10 protein-coding genes are annotated in these 16,332 nt (G+C 65.8%); 5 read left to right on the forward strand and 5 right to left on the reverse strand.

Annotation, left to right across the window (positions count from 1 at the left end):
* The first annotated feature begins 3 nt into the window (after positions 1–3).
* From xylG to U5A65_RS17900, 3 genes are all read left to right on the forward strand, one after another.
* Positions 4–1,557 (forward strand): D-xylose ABC transporter ATP-binding protein, encoded by a 1,554-nt coding sequence (xylG, locus tag U5A65_RS17890; RefSeq protein ID WP_321946906.1) that lies wholly within the window; start codon positions 4–6, stop codon positions 1,555–1,557.
* Complete coding sequence (locus U5A65_RS17895; protein WP_321909067.1) at positions 1,554–2,753, forward strand: sugar ABC transporter permease; 1,200 nt, start codon at positions 1,554–1,556, stop codon at positions 2,751–2,753. Before xylG ends, U5A65_RS17895 begins: the two co-directional genes overlap by 4 nt.
* Positions 2,754–3,246: 493 nt before the next feature.
* Positions 3,247–6,096 carry an ATP-dependent Clp protease ATP-binding subunit gene (locus U5A65_RS17900; RefSeq protein WP_321909065.1) on the forward strand — a complete coding sequence of 950 codons (2,850 nt, stop codon included), beginning with the start codon at positions 3,247–3,249 and terminating at the stop codon, positions 6,094–6,096.
* 72 nt (positions 6,097–6,168) lie between these two features.
* Here the strand turns inward: U5A65_RS17900 and U5A65_RS17905 are convergent, their stop codons facing one another.
* Positions 6,169–8,460 (reverse strand): ATP-dependent DNA helicase, encoded by a 2,292-nt coding sequence (locus tag U5A65_RS17905; RefSeq protein WP_321946907.1) that lies wholly within the window; start codon positions 8,458–8,460, stop codon positions 6,169–6,171.
* Positions 8,457–10,184 (reverse strand): VRR-NUC domain-containing protein, encoded by a 1,728-nt coding sequence (locus U5A65_RS17910; protein ID WP_321946908.1) that lies wholly within the window; start codon positions 10,182–10,184, stop codon positions 8,457–8,459. Before U5A65_RS17910 ends, U5A65_RS17905 begins: the two co-directional genes overlap by 4 nt.
* 120 nt (positions 10,185–10,304) lie before the next feature.
* On the opposite strand from U5A65_RS17910, the gene U5A65_RS17915 reads away from it, so the two are divergent.
* Positions 10,305–10,883, forward strand: coding sequence for a hypothetical protein (locus U5A65_RS17915; RefSeq protein ID WP_321946909.1), 579 nt, complete (start codon positions 10,305–10,307; stop codon positions 10,881–10,883).
* Between the two features lie 112 nt (positions 10,884–10,995).
* Here U5A65_RS17915 and U5A65_RS17920 read toward each other — a convergent pair whose 3' ends face one another.
* Together U5A65_RS17920 and U5A65_RS17925 are read right to left on the reverse strand one after the other, a co-directional pair.
* Entirely contained in the window at positions 10,996–12,309 is a 1,314-nt protein-coding gene (locus tag U5A65_RS17920) for a DUF3443 domain-containing protein (RefSeq protein ID WP_321946910.1), read from the reverse strand.
* Positions 12,306–12,779: a DUF2844 domain-containing protein gene (locus U5A65_RS17925; protein WP_321909055.1), complete on the reverse strand. Its 474-nt coding sequence runs from the start codon at positions 12,777–12,779 to the stop codon at positions 12,306–12,308. Before U5A65_RS17925 ends, U5A65_RS17920 begins: the two co-directional genes overlap by 4 nt.
* Positions 12,780–13,167: 388 nt before the next feature.
* Between U5A65_RS17925 and bamC the strand changes: the two genes are divergently transcribed.
* Positions 13,168–14,409, forward strand: a complete 1,242-nt coding sequence (bamC, locus tag U5A65_RS17930; RefSeq protein ID WP_321909053.1) for an outer membrane protein assembly factor BamC — start codon at positions 13,168–13,170, stop codon at positions 14,407–14,409.
* Positions 14,410–14,510: 101 nt separating this feature from the next.
* Here the strand turns inward: bamC and U5A65_RS17935 are convergent, their stop codons facing one another.
* Positions 14,511–16,109 (reverse strand): L-lactate permease, encoded by a 1,599-nt coding sequence (locus U5A65_RS17935; protein WP_321946911.1) that lies wholly within the window; start codon positions 16,107–16,109, stop codon positions 14,511–14,513.
* Between the last annotated feature and the right edge of the window lie 223 nt (positions 16,110–16,332).

Consider the following 16,332-nt stretch of genomic DNA (forward strand, 5'->3'; position numbering starts at 1 on the left):
CGTATGACCGAACCCTTGCTGACGATGCGCGGCATCGTCAAGTCCTTTGCGGGCGTGAAAGCGCTCGACGGCATCGACCTCACGGTGCAGCCCGGCGAATGCGTGGGCCTGTGCGGCGAGAACGGCGCCGGCAAATCGACGCTCATGAAAGTGCTTTCGGGTGTGTACCCGCACGGCACCTGGAGCGGCGAAATCCGTTGGGAAGGCGCACCGCTCGAAGCGCACAGCGTGCGCGACACCGAACGGGCGGGCATCGTCATCATCCACCAGGAACTGATGCTCGTGCCCGAGCTTTCGGTGGCCGAAAACATCTTTCTCGGCAACGAAATCACGCTGCCGGGCGGCCGCATGAACTACGCGGCGATGTATCAGCGCGCCGACGAATTGCTGCGCGAGCTGAATATCGACGCCATCAATGTGGCGCAGCCGGTGATGAACTATGGCGGCGGCCACCAGCAGCTCATCGAGATCGCAAAGGCGCTGAACAAGCGCGCGAAGCTGCTGATCCTCGACGAGCCTTCGTCTTCGCTCACCGCGGCCGAAACAAAGATCCTGCTCGATATCGTGCGCGACCTGAAGCGCCGCGGCGTGGCGTGCGTCTACATCTCGCACAAGCTCGACGAGGTCGAGGCCGTGTGCGATACGGTGAGCGTGATCCGCGACGGCCGTCACGTGGCGACCGAGCCCATGGCGACGCTCACTACCGACCGCATCATCGCGATGATGGTGGGGCGCGAAATTCGCAATCTCTTTCCGCGCGAGCCGCACGACATTGGCGAGGTCGTGTTCGAGGCCCGCAACGTGACCTGCTACGACGTGACGAATCCGCGCCGCAAGCGCGTGGACGACGTGTCGTTCTCGGTGCGGCGCGGCGAAATCGTGGGTGTGGCCGGGCTCGTGGGCGCGGGCCGCACGGAGACCATGCAGGCGATCTTCGGCGCCTATGCGGGCGCATGCACGGCGACGGTGCTGCTCGAAGGCAAGCCGCTGAAAATCCGCTCGCCGCTCGACGCGATCGATGCGGGCATCGCCATGGTGCCCGAGGACCGCAAGCGCCACGGCATCGTGCCGCAACTGGGCGTGGGCCACAACATCACGCTCTCAGTGCTGCAGCGTTTTTCGAAGCACGGACGCATCGACACGGCCGCCGAACTCGACACGATCCGCACGGAGATGCAGCGTCTTTCGGTGCGCGCGGCGAACCCGATGCTGTCGATTGCGAGCCTTTCCGGCGGCAATCAGCAGAAGGCCGTGCTCACCAAGATGCTGCTCACCGACCCCAAGGTGCTGATCCTCGACGAGCCCACTCGTGGCGTGGACGTCGGCGCGAAGTACGAGATCTACAAGCTGATCTTCCAGCTCGCCAAACGCGGCGTGGCGGTCGTGATGGTGTCGTCCGAGTTGCCGGAGGTGCTAGGCATCAGCGACCGCGTGCTCGTGATCGGCGAAGGCGAGTTGCGCGGCGACTTCGTCAATGACGACCTCACGCAGGAAGACATTCTTGGCGCGGCGATCCAGAGCGTGCGCGCCCAACCCGATACAGCGAGTGCAGTATGACCCCCGACGTCACGACCCAAAACGCGCGCGAAGAACAGCAGCCAGGCGGCAATGGTTTTGCCATGCGTTTTCAGCAACTCTTCGCTCGCTACAAGATCCTCGCGCTGCTGCTTGCAGTGGCGGTGATCTGGCTGTTCTTCTCGCTGCTCACGCATGGCGCGTTCGTCACGCCACGCAACGTGTCGAACCTGCTGCGGCAGATGTCGATCACGGGGATGCTCGCGTGCGGCATGGTGTTCGTCATCATCGCGGGCGAGATCGATCTCTCGGTGGGCTCGCTGCTGGGCCTGCTCGGCGGCGTGGCCGCGATTCTCGACGTGAACCGCGGCTGGCCCATCGGCGTGACGGTGCCGGTGGTGCTCGCGCTCGGCGTGCTGGTGGGCCTGTTTAACGGCTGGTGGTCGACGTACCGCCGTGTGCCGTCATTCATCGTGGGTCTCGGCGGCATGCTCGCGTTTCGCGGCGTGCTGCTCGGCATCACGGGCGGTTCGACCATCGCGCCGGTGTCCGATCACTTCGTGTTTCTCGGCCAGGGCTATTTGCCGCGCGTGGCCGGCGACGTGCTCGCGCTCGCACTTTTCGTGCTGCTTGCCGTGCTCACAGTGCGCCAGCGTGCGAACCGCAGGCGCTATCAGCTGAGCGTCGTGCCGATCTGGCAGGACGGGGTGAAGATCGTCGGCGCGGGCGCGATCCTGCTTGCGTTCGTGCTGATGCTCGACAGCTATGGCGGCATTCCGGTGCCCGTGCTGCTGCTGCTCGCGCTGCTCGGTATCTTCACATGGATCGCCACGCAAACCGTGTTCGGCCGCCGCATCTATGCGGTGGGCTCGAACCTCGAAGCCACGCGTCTTTCCGGTGTCAACACGAACCGAGTGAAGCTCGCGATCTTTGCGCTCATGGGGCTTATGTGCGCGTTTGCGGGCATCGTCAATACGGCGCGTCTCGCGGCCGGTTCGCCGTCGGCTGGCACGATGGGCGAACTCGACGCGATCGCGGCCTGCTTTATCGGCGGCACGTCGATGCGTGGCGGCTCCGGCACCGTGTATGGCGCGCTGATCGGCGCGCTCGTGATGGCGAGCCTCGATAACGGCATGTCGATGCTCGACGTGGACGCGTATTGGCAGATGATTGTGAAGGGCGGCATTCTCGTGCTCGCTGTGTGGATCGATGTCGTGTCGGGGTCGAACCGCCGCTGAGCAACAGGCGGCGAACACGATTGCAAACCTGCTTGCGCAGTGAGTTTGATGACAGTGTTCTTGCACCGCGCGTGACATCGCAACGCATCGGATGACGTCACGCGCAGTTGCTCTCCTCACGCGCCCCGAGCGCGTTCTCAGGGCGGGACTGATGTCCCGCCCTTTTTCTTTCATGTAGTCGACCGTCAACCGCACACCGAGCGGAACATGTTCGACGCGTTGGCAATCGTTTCCTGCCACAATCGTTTGCACCTGTGTCGGGCGGCAGATTCACGTAACGCACGCTAAGCGCACAAGGCAATCCGTCCGCAAGGTCATCGTCAGCCAAAGCACTGCGCCGCTATGGTGTTGCTGCGCGTGCTCGCCGATTTGTCGCTTTGCTGGTGCACCCGCTGCGTGAGCGGCCGCGTTGCACCGAATCGCGCCGCGAGGTTGTGGCAGGGTTTCGCCAACTTCGGCGGCGCGATTCCGATCCTCCGGAGACAAGCCGACCATGCCCACTCTTTGCGAAATCTGTAATGCCCGGCCCGCAGTCGCGCGCGTGACTGTCGTGCAAAACGGGCAGCGCAAGTCCATGTCGATCTGCGACTACGACTACCGCCAACTGATGCGTCACCAAAGCATGCTCAACCCGTTCGACTCGCTGCTGGGCGGCAGCGGCCTGTCGCGCTTTTTCGGCGGACAAGGCGGCGAGGACGAACATGACGACGAGCACGATCTCGCCGCCGAGGTGCCGCGCGAATCCGTGGACGCGACCGATGCGTTCAGCGAGCAGACGCTCGAAATCCTGCAGCGCGCCGCGGAAAAAGCCCATGAATTGCAGCGTAATGAACTCGACACCGAACATCTGCTGTACGTGCTTGCCGACACCGATGTTTGCGCGGCACTCCTGAAGGAGTTGAAGCTCTCGCCGCAGGACATCCAGGGCTATATCGATCAGCATGCGCAAAAGGGCACGGCCGCGCCCGACGCGCCCATCGACAAGATGACGATTTCGCCACGCCTGAAAAAAGCGTTTCAGTTCGCGTTTCAGGCGTCGCGCGATCTCGGCCACTCGTACGTCGGCCCCGAGCATCTGTTGATCGGTCTCGCTGCGGTACCCGACAGCATTGCGGGCACGCTGCTCAAGAAATACGGCGTCACGCCCGAGGCGCTGCGCCAGAAGGTCGTGAAGGTCGTGGGCAAGGGCGCGGAAGATGGCCGCGTGGATGCGCCCACGGGCACGCCCACGCTCGACAAGTTCGGCCGCGACCTTACGGCCATGGCGCGGCAGGGCAAGCTCGATCCGGTGCTGGGGCGCGCGCTGGAAATCGAGAACACCATCGAGGTGCTCGCGCGGCGCAAGAAGAACAACCCGGTGTTGATCGGTGAGCCGGGCGTCGGCAAGACCGCCATTGTCGAAGGGCTCGCGCAGCGTATCGTCAACGGCGACGTGCCCGAGGTGCTGCGCGGCAAGCGGCTCGTGGAGGTGAACATCAACTCGATGGTCGCGGGCGCGAAATACCGTGGCGAGTTCGAGGAACGCGCAAAGCAACTGATCGACGAAGTGACTGCCAAGCACGACGAGCTGATTCTCTTCATCGACGAATTGCACACGATCGTGGGCGCGGGGCAGGGAGGCGGCGAAGGCGGGCTTGATATTGCCAACGTGTTGAAGCCTGCGCTCGCGCGCGGCGAGTTGAGCCTCATTGGCGCGACGACGCTCAACGAGTACCAGAAGTACATCGAGAAAGACGCGGCGCTCGAACGGCGCTTTCAACCCGTGCTCGTGCCCGAGCCCACGGTCGAGCAAACCATTGTGATCCTGCGCGGCCTGCGCGACAAACTCGAAGCGCACCACCAGGTCACGTTCGCCGACGACGCCTTCGTGGCCGCGGCCGAACTGTCGGATCGCTACATCACGTCGCGCTTTTTGCCCGACAAGGCGATCGATCTGATCGATCAGGCAGCGGCGCGCGTGCGCATCGGCGCGACCTCGCGCCCCGCCGACATGCAGGAGCTCGAAGCGGAGATCGCACAGCTCAAGCGCGAGCAGGATTACGCGGCTTCGCGCAAGCGCTTCGACGAAGCGAAGGGGTTCGAAGAGCGCATCAACGAAAAACAGGCGAAGCTCGACGAACTGACCGAAGCGTGGCAGCGCAAGACGGGTTCGGAAACGCTTGAAGTCACGGTGGCCTCGATTGCCGAGGTCGTCTCGCGGCTCACCGGCATACCGGTTGCGGACCTCACTCAGGAAGAGCGCCAGAAGCTGCTCAAGATGGAAGCCACGCTGCGCGAGCGCGTGGTAGGCCAGGAAGACGCCGTAGTCGCGGTGAGCGACGCCGTGCGTCTTTCGCGCGCGGGCCTCGGTCAGTCGAACCGGCCGATTGCGACCTTCCTGTTCCTCGGGCCGACTGGCGTGGGCAAGACCGAGCTTGCGAAGGCGCTTGCGGAAACCGTGTTCGGCGACGAGCAGGCCATCATCCGCATCGACATGAGCGAGTACATGGAGCGCCATGCGGTGGCGCGGCTCATCGGCGCGCCGCCGGGCTACGTGGGCTACGACGAGGGCGGCCAGCTCACCGAGCGCGTGAGGCGGCGCCCGTACAGCGTGATTCTGCTCGACGAGATCGAGAAGGCGCACGCCGATGTCTACAACGTGCTGCTGCAGGTGTTCGACGACGGGCGCCTGACGGATGGCAAAGGCCGCGTGGTCGACTTCAGCAACACGATTCTGATCGCCACGAGCAACCTGGGCGCGTCGATCATCATGGACAACCTCGAGCGCCCCGAGAAGTCGCGCCTCGACGACAAGACGATCCGCGCGGAACTCATGAAGGTGCTCAAGGGCCATTTCCGGCCCGAGTTCCTCAATCGCATCGACGAAATCATCGTGTTTCATGCGCTCTCGCGGGAGAACATCCGCGCGATCGTGCATATCCAGCTCGAACGCGTTACACGCACGGCGGCTGCACAGGGCATCACGTTGATTATGGGGCAGACGCTCATTGATCACCTCGTTGAGGCGGGCTATCAGCCGGAGTTCGGCGCGCGCGAGCTCAAGCGGCAGATTCGCCAGGAAGTGGAAACGCGCCTTGCCAAGGAGATACTCGGCGACGCGCTGCAGACGGGGGATACCGTCGAGATCGGTTACGACAAGACGAACGACGAAGTGACGATCAGCAAGGTCGCCGTGCCGCCCGACGTGAAGGAGAGCAAGCCCGCGAAGAAGACGAAGAAAGCGGAGTCACCGCCGGTTGATGAAGTCGCGAGCGAGATCGCTGCTGACGACATGGAAGGCGATCCGCCACCGCCGCCTCCGAAGAAGAGCGGGAAGGGAGGAGGAAAGGCGAAGCCTGCCTGATCGTATGAAAAACGGCTGGCGCACCGAAAGGTGTGCCAGCTTTCTTCATGCGGATACGATAAGGAATCCAGATCAACTGGAAGCGATGCGCCACCACGCCGGCAGCAGCGCACGCACCCCGGGCTGCGCAAAGCGGTCGTCCAGCAGATGCACGACACCGCGATCGTGTTCGGTACGGATCACGCGGCCCGCGGCTTGCACGACCTTGCGCAAGCCCGGAATCAGGTACGTGTAATCGAAGCCATCGCCGTAAAGCGTATCCATGCATGCGCGCATTGCCTCGTTCAGGGCGTTCACCTGAGGCATGCCGAGCGTGGCGATGAATGTGCCGATGAGGCGCGTGCCAGGCAGATCGATGCCTTCGCCGAACGCGCCGCCGAGCACCGCGAAGCCAATGCCGCAGCCGCCTTCCACGAAGCGCGCGACGAAGGCCTGCTGGCCCGCTTCGTCCATCGTGCGCGACTGAAGCCACACGTCCACTTGCGGATGGCGCGCCATGAACACATCGGCGGCTTGCTGCAGATAGTCGTAGCTGCTGAAAAAGCATAGATAGTTGCCGGGGCGCTCGGCGTATTGCGCCGATACGCGCGCGACCAGCGCTTCGAGCGAACGCTCGCGGTCCTTGAAACGCGTCGAGATATGGCGGGCGATGTGGACGTCGAGCTGCTCGGCGCGAAACGGCGTGTCGATGTCGATGCTCACCGTGTTGGCGGGCAGGCCGAGCATGTCGCTGTAGTAGTGCGTGGGCGAGAGCGTCGCCGAAAAGAGCGTCATGCTGTGCGCCGTGGCGATCCGTGGGCGCAACGCATCCGCGGGCACGATATTGCGGATCGCGATCGTCGAGCGCGGGCGGCGCGCGCTCTGCTGCGCAAGCGGCGTGATGTCGAAGAGCGAATGCGTATCGAAGCGTTCGGCAATGCGCGTGAAGTGCAGGGCATCGAAATAGAAGCGTTCGAGCTCGGGGTCGCGCACGAGCGCGGGCTCGGCGAGCTGATCGCCAATCGCGCCGATTACTTCGCCGAGCGCGGCGACGAGGCCTTCGGGCAAGGTGTCGCTTGCGCGCCAGGCGTCGGGCTGTACCGCGTTTTGCGCATTCCAAAGCTTCTGTAGCCGTGCGAGCGCGCGCTTGAGCGGTGCGCTCGCGGCTCGGCGCACGGTGTCGATGCGCGTTTGCACGAGTTCCGCCGAGTACATCGCGCGGGCGCGCTCGGGCAGGTTGTGCGCTTCGTCCACGAGCACGCTCGCGCGCCACTGGTTGTGCGCGGCGAGCATGAACAGCATGGCGCTCGCGTCGAACCAGTAGTTGTAGTCGCCGACGATCACGTCGCTCCAGCGCGCCAGTTCCTGGCCAAGGTAGTAAGGGCAGACGGCGTGCTCGCCCGCCACCGCGCGCAGTGCTGCGCGATCGAGCCGCACGCGTTCGAGCGCCGCCGCGCGCGCGGCCGGCAGGCGGTCGTAAAAGCCGCGCGCGAGCGGGCAGGATTCGCCATGACATGCCGCTTCGGGATGCTCGCAAGCCTTCTCGCGCGCAACGAGTTCGAGCACTCGCAAGGGGAGGGTCGTTCGCTGCGTATTGTCGGTGGCTTCCTCTGGTGCGGTGGTCAGCGTGGCGAGCGCATCGAGCGCCAACTGGCGGCCTGAGCTTTTCGCGCTCAGAAACACGACTTTGTCGATGGCCGCGCGCGGACAAGCCTTCAACTGCGGAAAGAGCGTGCCGATGGTTTTGCCGATGCCGGTAGGCGCCTGCGCGAGCAAACATCGCCCCTGCGTGGCGGCGCGCCAGACGGCTTCGGCGAGATCGCGCTGGCCGGCGCGAAATTGCGGGTGCGGTAGGCACAGCGCGGCCAGCGCGGCGTCGCGCGCGGTGCGGTGCGCGTATTCCTGCTCGGCCCAAGCGACGAAGCGGCGGCATTGCGTTTCGAACGCGGCGCGCAGTTCCGACGCGCTCGCCTGCTCGACCAGCGCCGTCTCGCGGCCCGAACCGATGTCGTAGTACACCAAAGCGAGTTCGAGCGCCTCGAGGCCGAGCGTGTCGCAGAGGAGCGCACCGTAGACGCGCAACTGCGCCCAGTGAAGCGCACGCTGATTTTCGCGCATCGCTTCGAGGTCGCCGCGATAGGTCTTGAATTCTTCGAGCCTGCGGCGCGCGGGATCGTAGCCGTCGGCGCGGCCGCGCACGGTGAGCGATTCGAACGTGCCGGAGAGCGCGATCTCGGTTTCGTAGCCGGGCGCACGCCTCGCGGCGATGGCCGCGTGGCCGGCGCGACCGTCGCTTGCATCGGGCGAGGGCGTGAAACGCAAGTCAAGGTCGCCGCGCTTCGCGGTGAACTCGCACAGCGTGCGCACGGCGACGGTGTAGCTCATGGCGCGCGCAACGCCGATGCAGCGTTTTCGTCGGTCTCGTCAGCCAGATCGGGCCAGCGCACCTGCAACACGGAAACCGGCATGTCGTGCTGCGCACAATAGGCAAGCCAGCGACGCTGGTTGTCCTGCAGGCGGTCGCCGGGGCCTTTCACCTCGATCAGTTCATAGCGCCGTTCGTGCGGCCAGAAGCGCACGAGATCGGGCAGGCCCGAACGGTTGACAACGGGTTCGCGCAGCAGCCGCTCGAACCACAAGCGCAGATGCGCGGCGGGAAAGCAATCGAGCGCCAGTGCGAGCAGTTCGTCGCTCAGTGCGGGCCACGCGACGAAGGGCGACTGGATGCCGGCCTTTTGTGCATAGCGCCGCTGGATCGAGTCGCGGTAGGTGTGCGTTTCGAGTTCGGCGAGACATGCTTCGAAGTGCGAAGCACGGCGTGCGACGAAATCAGCGGCGTGCAGATCGGCGGGCCCGCGCTGGAACGGATGGAAGAATGCGCCGGGCAGCGGCGCGAACAGCGCGGGCCAGCAGAGCAGGCCGAAGAGGGCGTTGATCAGCGTGTTCTCGACGTAAAACACCGGCGCCTGCGGCGTAGCGAGCGAGAGACGTGCGGCTTCCTCCACGCGGAGTTCCCCGGGCGCCGCCGGCAGCGTGAGTTCAAGCTGCACGAAGCCCGGCTCGGTGCTCGGTTTCGACTTCGCTCGCGTGCGCGCGAGACGCCCGAGTGTGCGCGCGGCGCGCTGCGCTTCCTCTTCGTTTGCAGGCGCATCGGCAATGGTCTGCGCGAGCGCGAGCGCTTCCTCGCGGCGGCTTAGCTGTTCGAGCACGCGCACGCGGCGGTAGCGCGATTCAGGATGGCCGCAGTTCAGATAAGCGCGCCACGCGAGTTCGGGTTCGCCCGCGCGCTCGGCCGCGAGCCCTGTGGCGTGACGCAGCTTGTCGTGGCGAGCGCGCAGCCACGCGTTGGCATGCGTGCGCGGGGCCAGCGCGTCGAGCGCATCGAGTGTCGTGCCGATAGCGATGGCGGCGTCGAAGTCCTGGGTGGTGCTGTCGAGGCCGTCGCGGCAATCGCGCAGCGCGAGATACGTGTCGATGTCTTCACGTCGCTGGAACGCGCGCGAGTCGCGATCGAAGGGCACGCTTTCGTAGCGATAGACGCCGAGGTCGGCAAGCACGAACTCCGACCAGTCCTGATGCAGGTTGCCGAAGAACATGAGGCGCAGGCGCTCGCAGAGCGGGGCGCTCGCGAACAGCAGCACGGTGTCGGGCGAGGACGGAAACCACCCATGCCAGTCGCGCGGGTCGGGCGCGGCGGCGTAGTGCGCCTCGAGCGCTTCGAGCGAGGCCGCGCGCGTGGCGCGCGGTTCCAGCGCGACGCCAAGGTGCGCGGCGAGCGCCTGCAGTTCGGCTTTCGTCACGAGCGCGGCGAGCGAGTCGAGATCGAGCAGGGGCGCCGCGTCGAGCCAACCCGCCGCAACGAGCGGGGCCGCTGCGTCGCGCGGGCAGCCGATTTCGCCGTACGCGAGACGGCTTGCGCGGAAATGGGGCCCCTTGCGCATCAGCATGCGCACGAAGAGCGCACGCGACGCCTGGGGCATGCGGGCGAAATCATCGGCGAAGCGGCGCTCGGCGGCGTCGAACAGGTCGGCGCAGCGTGCCTCGAGCCACGCTAGCGCGCGCTCGAAGTTCGCGAGGTAGTAAAACGGATCGGGAGAGTCGGGAAGCACGCGCGGCACTGTACGGATATACAGCGGCGATGATAGCAGGGTCGCGCGCGGGGGCGAGCGCCGTAAGGGATTCCCCGCCCCGTACGCTACAATTGCCGCAGCCTGAAAAACGGATGAGCAATGAACAAACGTAACGCCTGCTTCGTCGGCCTCGCGGCCGCCGTCACCCTGCTCGCGGGATGCGCGGCGCAGTACCGCAACACCAGCACCTGCGAAGAGGAGATGCGTAACCGCCTTGCCGATACGACGCTCGGCGACCTGAAGGTCACGCATAGCGCGACGACGTATCGTGGCGCGCGCGTGGTGATCGAAGGGCGGCTCGAGAACGGCGCGGCGTCGGCCGCTGTGGCTGCGTCGGCGCCATCTGCGTCGGCGGCTTCGGCTGCATCGGCAACCGTATCGGCGACCGGGCAGACCGCCATGGCGGCGCCGACGATCACGGCACCGTCGGTGCAGGCCGGAGCGCTGCCCGGCACGATTTCGGTTCCGACGGCTCCCGTCGCTCAGGACGGCGTCGCGGGGGGCAAGCCGACCACGCCGGTTGCGGCGCTGGCTGCGAAACTCGGCATCAAGAAGGCCGCGGTGACACCGGCGGCAGCGGAGTGCACCTTCAACGAATCGGGCCTCGCGACGTTCCGCTGGCTCGCGCCGGCGCGGCTCGCAAAGACCACGCCCGACCCGAACGCCGCGAACGACTAAGGCGAATTCACGCGGTTTGCCGTGCCGTTTCGCCGTTCGCGCAATCTGCGCGCATGAAGGCCTCGCTAGAGGCCTTCGTCGTTTGTGACGGCCGTCGCCGCCGCCGGCGCGCTCAGAACGCGAAGAACGGACCATTGCCGGCAGGCGTGACCTGCGAGGCGATCGCCGTGAACACGCGCCGTCCGAAGAAGAACGGCAGCCCCCAGCCGAACGCGCTCGCGTTGTAGCCGGCCAGATTGCCGAATGCCCAGTTGCCGGTGGCGAAGAGTGTGGTCGAACTCGCCACGGAGAAGGTCACCGAAGCGCCCACGCCGTCGATGCCGGCTATCGTCGCGCCGAAGCTTGCGGGCGAGCTCGGGCAATACCAGAAGCCGCAGCGCGTCATCGTCGCGCTGTTGAAGTAGAGCGCGTTCGAGCCGGTGTCGAGATAGCTCAGCGAGTACACGGTGCCGTCCGATGTCGTCGTCTTCACGTAGCCGGTGCCCGAGTTCGCGCGCAGCACGCTTGCGCTGCCGAGCGCATTGTTCGCCTGCGAGCCTATGCCGAAGATCATCGACCCGCTTACTTCGGAGGCGCCGCTGTCCGCCACGGCAGGCAGGTCGATGACCACGCCGTTGTTGTCGGTGGCAAAGGCCGCCACCGGGTTGCTGACCTGCTGTGCGAGCGGTTGCGCGCTCGCCGTGCAGCCGCTCGCCGGGCACGCGTAGTACCACGGCGTGGCTGCCGCCCTCACGCAGGTCGCGCCGCAGTCGGCGCTGAACGGTCCCACGCCGAGGATGCCGTTCGAGCGCAGCGTGGTGGCGCTGTTCATCGCGAGACCGCTGCCGGCGCAGCCGGCCGGTGCGGAGGCGGGCACGGCCGGGTCGGCGATCAGCTGGATCGGCAGGGCGGCGGCCACTTCGCCCGCGAGTTTCACGTCGGCGCTGCGCACCGTCCCCCACGTGTAGCCCGTACCGAACACGGCGCATTCTCCCGCGATGTCGGCGCCCGTGCCGGCTGGCACGGCGGGCAACGCGAAGCCCGCTGGCAGCGCGGTAGCCAGCAGGCGCAGGCCCTGCGAGCCGGTATCGACCTGCACGTTGGCGACGCTCGCGCAGTTCGTGGTGCCCGGCACGCAAACCGTGACGCTCGCCATCAGCATGTTGCGCGTCGAGGTGGCTGTCGGGCCGACTGTGACGGCCACGACGTTGGGCGTGGTCGATTGCGGCACCGTGCCGCTCGTGCTGGTGGTCGACGGCGTGCTCGCGGGGCTTGCCGCACTTGCCGACGACGGGGCGCTAGCGGGTGCGCTGGCGCCTGTGCTCGCGGCGGCGGTGCCACTGCTCCCGCCGCCGCCACAAGCCGTCAGCAAGGTGCACAGCACGATGATGGCGACGTTCTGCCCGATGCCGGGCGCGCGCGATCGGCGCTGGGTGCGGGCCTTCATTGCAAGTCCCCAACGCTTACGCCCACGGGCAGCGCGGCGGGCAGCCACATGCGCCCCACGTAAGCGCGCATGTGGCCGGCCGTCTCCACCACGACCTGCGCGCCGTCCACGCGCGCGGCATGCAGGCCGTCGCGGCCGGCGGCGTGAAGCGCCGCGGCGGCGCTGCGCCAGTCCGCTGCGTAACGGCCCAGCAGCGTCTCCACGTTGGGCTGAGCCGGCCCCTGCCACGTGTACGCGAAAACCGTGCCGGTGGCGTTCCCCACATATTCGTTGATGGTCGTGCCGCCGTCGTCGACATCGCTGACGACGCGCGCCGCGCCGCCGCCGACAACGCGCTGCGTGGCGCCGGCCGGCACCGCTGCGGTGTCGCCGAGCGCGGCGCGAGCGGGTGTGGCGGCGAAGCTCGTGCAACTGAGCGCGCAGGCGAGGGCCGCGGCGCGGCCCGCCTGGGTGAGGCTGCAAGTTTTCATGACGCTCTCCGGTCCTGCTTTTTATGACGCTCTTTTTTGAGATTTCGCTGTGAAATTAGCACCGGGGTCGTTCTCGCAAGCGTCTCAGACCGGAAGGGCGGCGCAGCGCAAAAGGGCGTCTTGACGTGGCTTCGAGTTAGGGCATTGATCTAAAAGGGATTTGCTGGCGATTTAGCAGGTTCGTAGTACCGAATCGAATGTGGATGATTGTTACGGATAGGCGGGTTTTAGGTGTCACGGGTACGGTCGCGCGAGCTTCGCCGCGGCTGAAGCTGGACCCGGATTCAGTGCGACTCCGTGGTTTTTGCACATCGGGCCGCCGGACCGGTAAAATGTTTGGTTGATCCACGGAAACTGGCCGTGGCGTAGCCGAAGGGATTACCCGAACATGAGTGATTTTCATCAACGTCTTGCCGCACGCGCGCTTGCGCTTCTGATGGCGGGCGGGCTGGTCGCCGGCTGCAGCTCGCCGACGCCAGGCAAGATCGATTACCGTAGTGACGCCAAGGCGAAGCAGTCCTCGCTCGCTGTGCCGCCGAACATGCTCGACGAAGCGTCTGACCAGCGCTCGCTCGCGCCGCAGGGCGGCGAAACCTCGCTGTCTTCGCTCAAGGAGACCCAGGCCGCGGCGCCGCAGTCCGACCAGAGCCAGGTGGTCCCGCAAGTGCCGGGCATGCATATCCAGCGTGACGGCACGGAAAGCTGGCTTGTCATCGACAGCCGCACGCCCGACCAGGTCTGGGCGCAGGTGCGCCGCTTCTGGCAGGAACAGGGCTTCCTGCTCGTCGTCGACCAGCGCGACAAGGGCGTGATGGAAACGGACTGGAACGAAACCCATCCGAAGATCAGCGACGGTTTGATCCGCAACACGCTGTCGTGGGCCACGGGCAACTCGTACGTGACGGCCGAGCGCAACAAGTACCGCACGCGCCTCGAAACGTCGCCTACGGGCGGCACCTACGTGTTCATCAGCCAGAAGGGGCTGAGCGAACAGCTTTCGGGCACCAATAACGACTCCAGCAAGTGGGTGCCGAAGCCCAATGACCCGGCGCTCGAAGCCGAGTACCTCAAGCGCCTCATGATGACGCTCGCGAATGCGAAGCCGGGCGTGCCCGACGCGCAGGTCGCAGCCGAAGCCGACGCCAAGGCCAACAGCAAGGGCAGCGACGCGAAGTCGAAGGCTCCGGATGCCGCCGCGGCCGCCGTGGCCGCGCAAAACGTCGCCGCCGTCGGTCAGCAATCGGGCAGCGGCTCGAAATCGGGCGCACAGGGTACGTCGGGTCAGTACACGTCGACCGAACTCACGCTCGGCGAGCCGTACGACCGCGCCTGGGTGCGCGTGGGCATTGCGCTCGATCGCGCCAACTTCACGGTGGACGACCGCGATCGCACGAAGGGCATCTACTACGTGCGCTACGTCGATCCGAAGGATCTGAGCTCGGACGAACAGGGCTTCTGGAACCAGATCTTCCACGGCCGCAAGGAAAAGATCGCCAAGCAGTACAAGCTCAACGTGCGCGCCGTGACGGACAACCAGACGCGCATTGCGATCGTTGACGACAGCGGCCAGATCGACTCGTCGCGCCCGGCGCAGGAGATCATGAGCCTCGTGGTCGACGAACTGCATTAAGCCTTGCGCTCAAGCCAGCAACCGCTGGCTTGTGTGGCAAAAGAAAAACCCGCCTGCGCTTCGCCGCGCAGGCGGGTTTTTTCATGCAGGCGCGCTTCGGCTCAGTGCGGAATCATCCAGGTGAACACGTTCTGCTGCAGCCACACGAGGATGCCGAGCAGCACCGTCAACAGGATCGAGTGCTTGAAGGTCTTCGCGAACACATGGCCTTCCTGGCCCTTGAGGTCCGTGGTGGCGACGCCGGTTGAGATGTTTTGCGGCGAGATCATCTTGCCCATCACGCCGCCCGACGAATTCGTCGCCGCCATCAGGATGGGATTGAGGTTGAGCTGTTTCGCGGCCACCACCTGCAGGTTGCCGAACAGCGCATTGCCCGACGTGTCGCTGCCCGAGAGGAACACCGCGACCCAGCCGAGAAAGGCTGAAACCAGCGGGAAGAACGCGCCGACCGAAGCCACGCCGAGACCGAGCGTATAGGTGAGCCCCGAATAGTTCATGAGGAACGCGAGCCCGACGATGGTCGCGACCGTGAGGATGGCGATGCGCGTCTGCCCCCAGGTATCGACGATCGCGCTGCCGAAATCGGCGGGCTTCAGGCGCACGACGAACGCGGTGATGATGGCCGCAACGAGGATCGCCGTGCCGGTGGCGAGCGGCTGGAAGTCCCAGATCGCGCCATAGGGCGTGTTGTAGAGCGTGATGAACACGGCCTTGTCGAGGCCCGGCCACGGCACTTTCACGTCGCCGATCGTAAAGATCTTCGCGACGGTCCAGATGATCACCACGGCCGCGACGATGATCCACGGATACCAGCCCTGTGCACCCGTCACGGCGCCGCGGGTTTCCTTCGCGCGATCGACCTTGATCGCGAAGCGCGGATCGGGTACAGGCTTCCACACGCGAAGGAACAGGATGGTGAGGATCAGCGAGACGAGCGACGAGAGCACGTCGGTGAGGCTGTAGTTGATGTAGTTGGCCGTGACGAACTGCGTGAGGGCGAAGCTGCCGCCCGCGACGAGCAGCACCGGCCAGATGCGCAGCATGCTGCTCACGCCCGCATAGATCGCGATTACGTAGAACGGCAGCAGCAACGCGAAGAACGGCAGCTGGCGGCCGACCATCTGGCCGAGCAGGTCGGCGGGCAGGTGCGTCACGGCGCCGAGCACGGTGATCGGCACGCCGAGCGCGCCGAACGCCACAGGCGCCGTATTGAAGATAAGCGTGAAGGTCAGGGCTTCGAGTGCCGGGAAGCCGAGCATGATGAGCAGCGAACTCGTGATGGCGACGGGCGTGCCGAAGCCGGAAATCCCTTCGAACAGGGCGCCGAACGAGAAGCCGACCACGACGAGCACGATGCGCCGGTCATTGGGCAGATTGTCGAGCAGCCACATGCGGAACGCCGCGAAACGGCCTGAGCGCAGCGCGATGTTGTAGAGCAGGATCGCCGTGACGACGATCCACATCACCGGCCATAGCGCGAACACCACGCCCGCGAGCACCGCGCTGATCGCGAGATTGACTGGAAACTGCCAGCCGGCGATCGCGACGATCAGGCCGACTACGAGTCCTGCGAGCGAGGCTTGCCATGCGGGCCGCCGCGCCCAGCCCAGCAGGGCCAGCACGGTGACAATGGGCAGCACGGCGATGAGAAACGAAAACAGCAGCGAATTGCCGATAGGGGTCAGCAGCTGGTGGAACATCACGTCTCCTTTATGCTGGTTCGTTATCGGCGCAGCAATGCGGCAGCGTGCGCCGGGGCGCGTCGTCGGCTGTGGAGTTCGGTGCCCGGCCAGACGGCCGAGTTAAGGCGGTGCTTCAATCCCCGCTAGCCCACTTGGAGGATAGATAACGAAACGGGAGCGTCAAGGAGGGAAAGTACGGTCCGGCACCGTTTTGCGGTGCACCTCGCGTCGTGGTTTCGCG

Source organism: Paraburkholderia sp. J10-1, from assembly GCF_905220165.1.
In the GTDB taxonomy this organism is placed as follows: Bacteria; Pseudomonadota; Gammaproteobacteria; order Burkholderiales; family Burkholderiaceae; genus Paraburkholderia.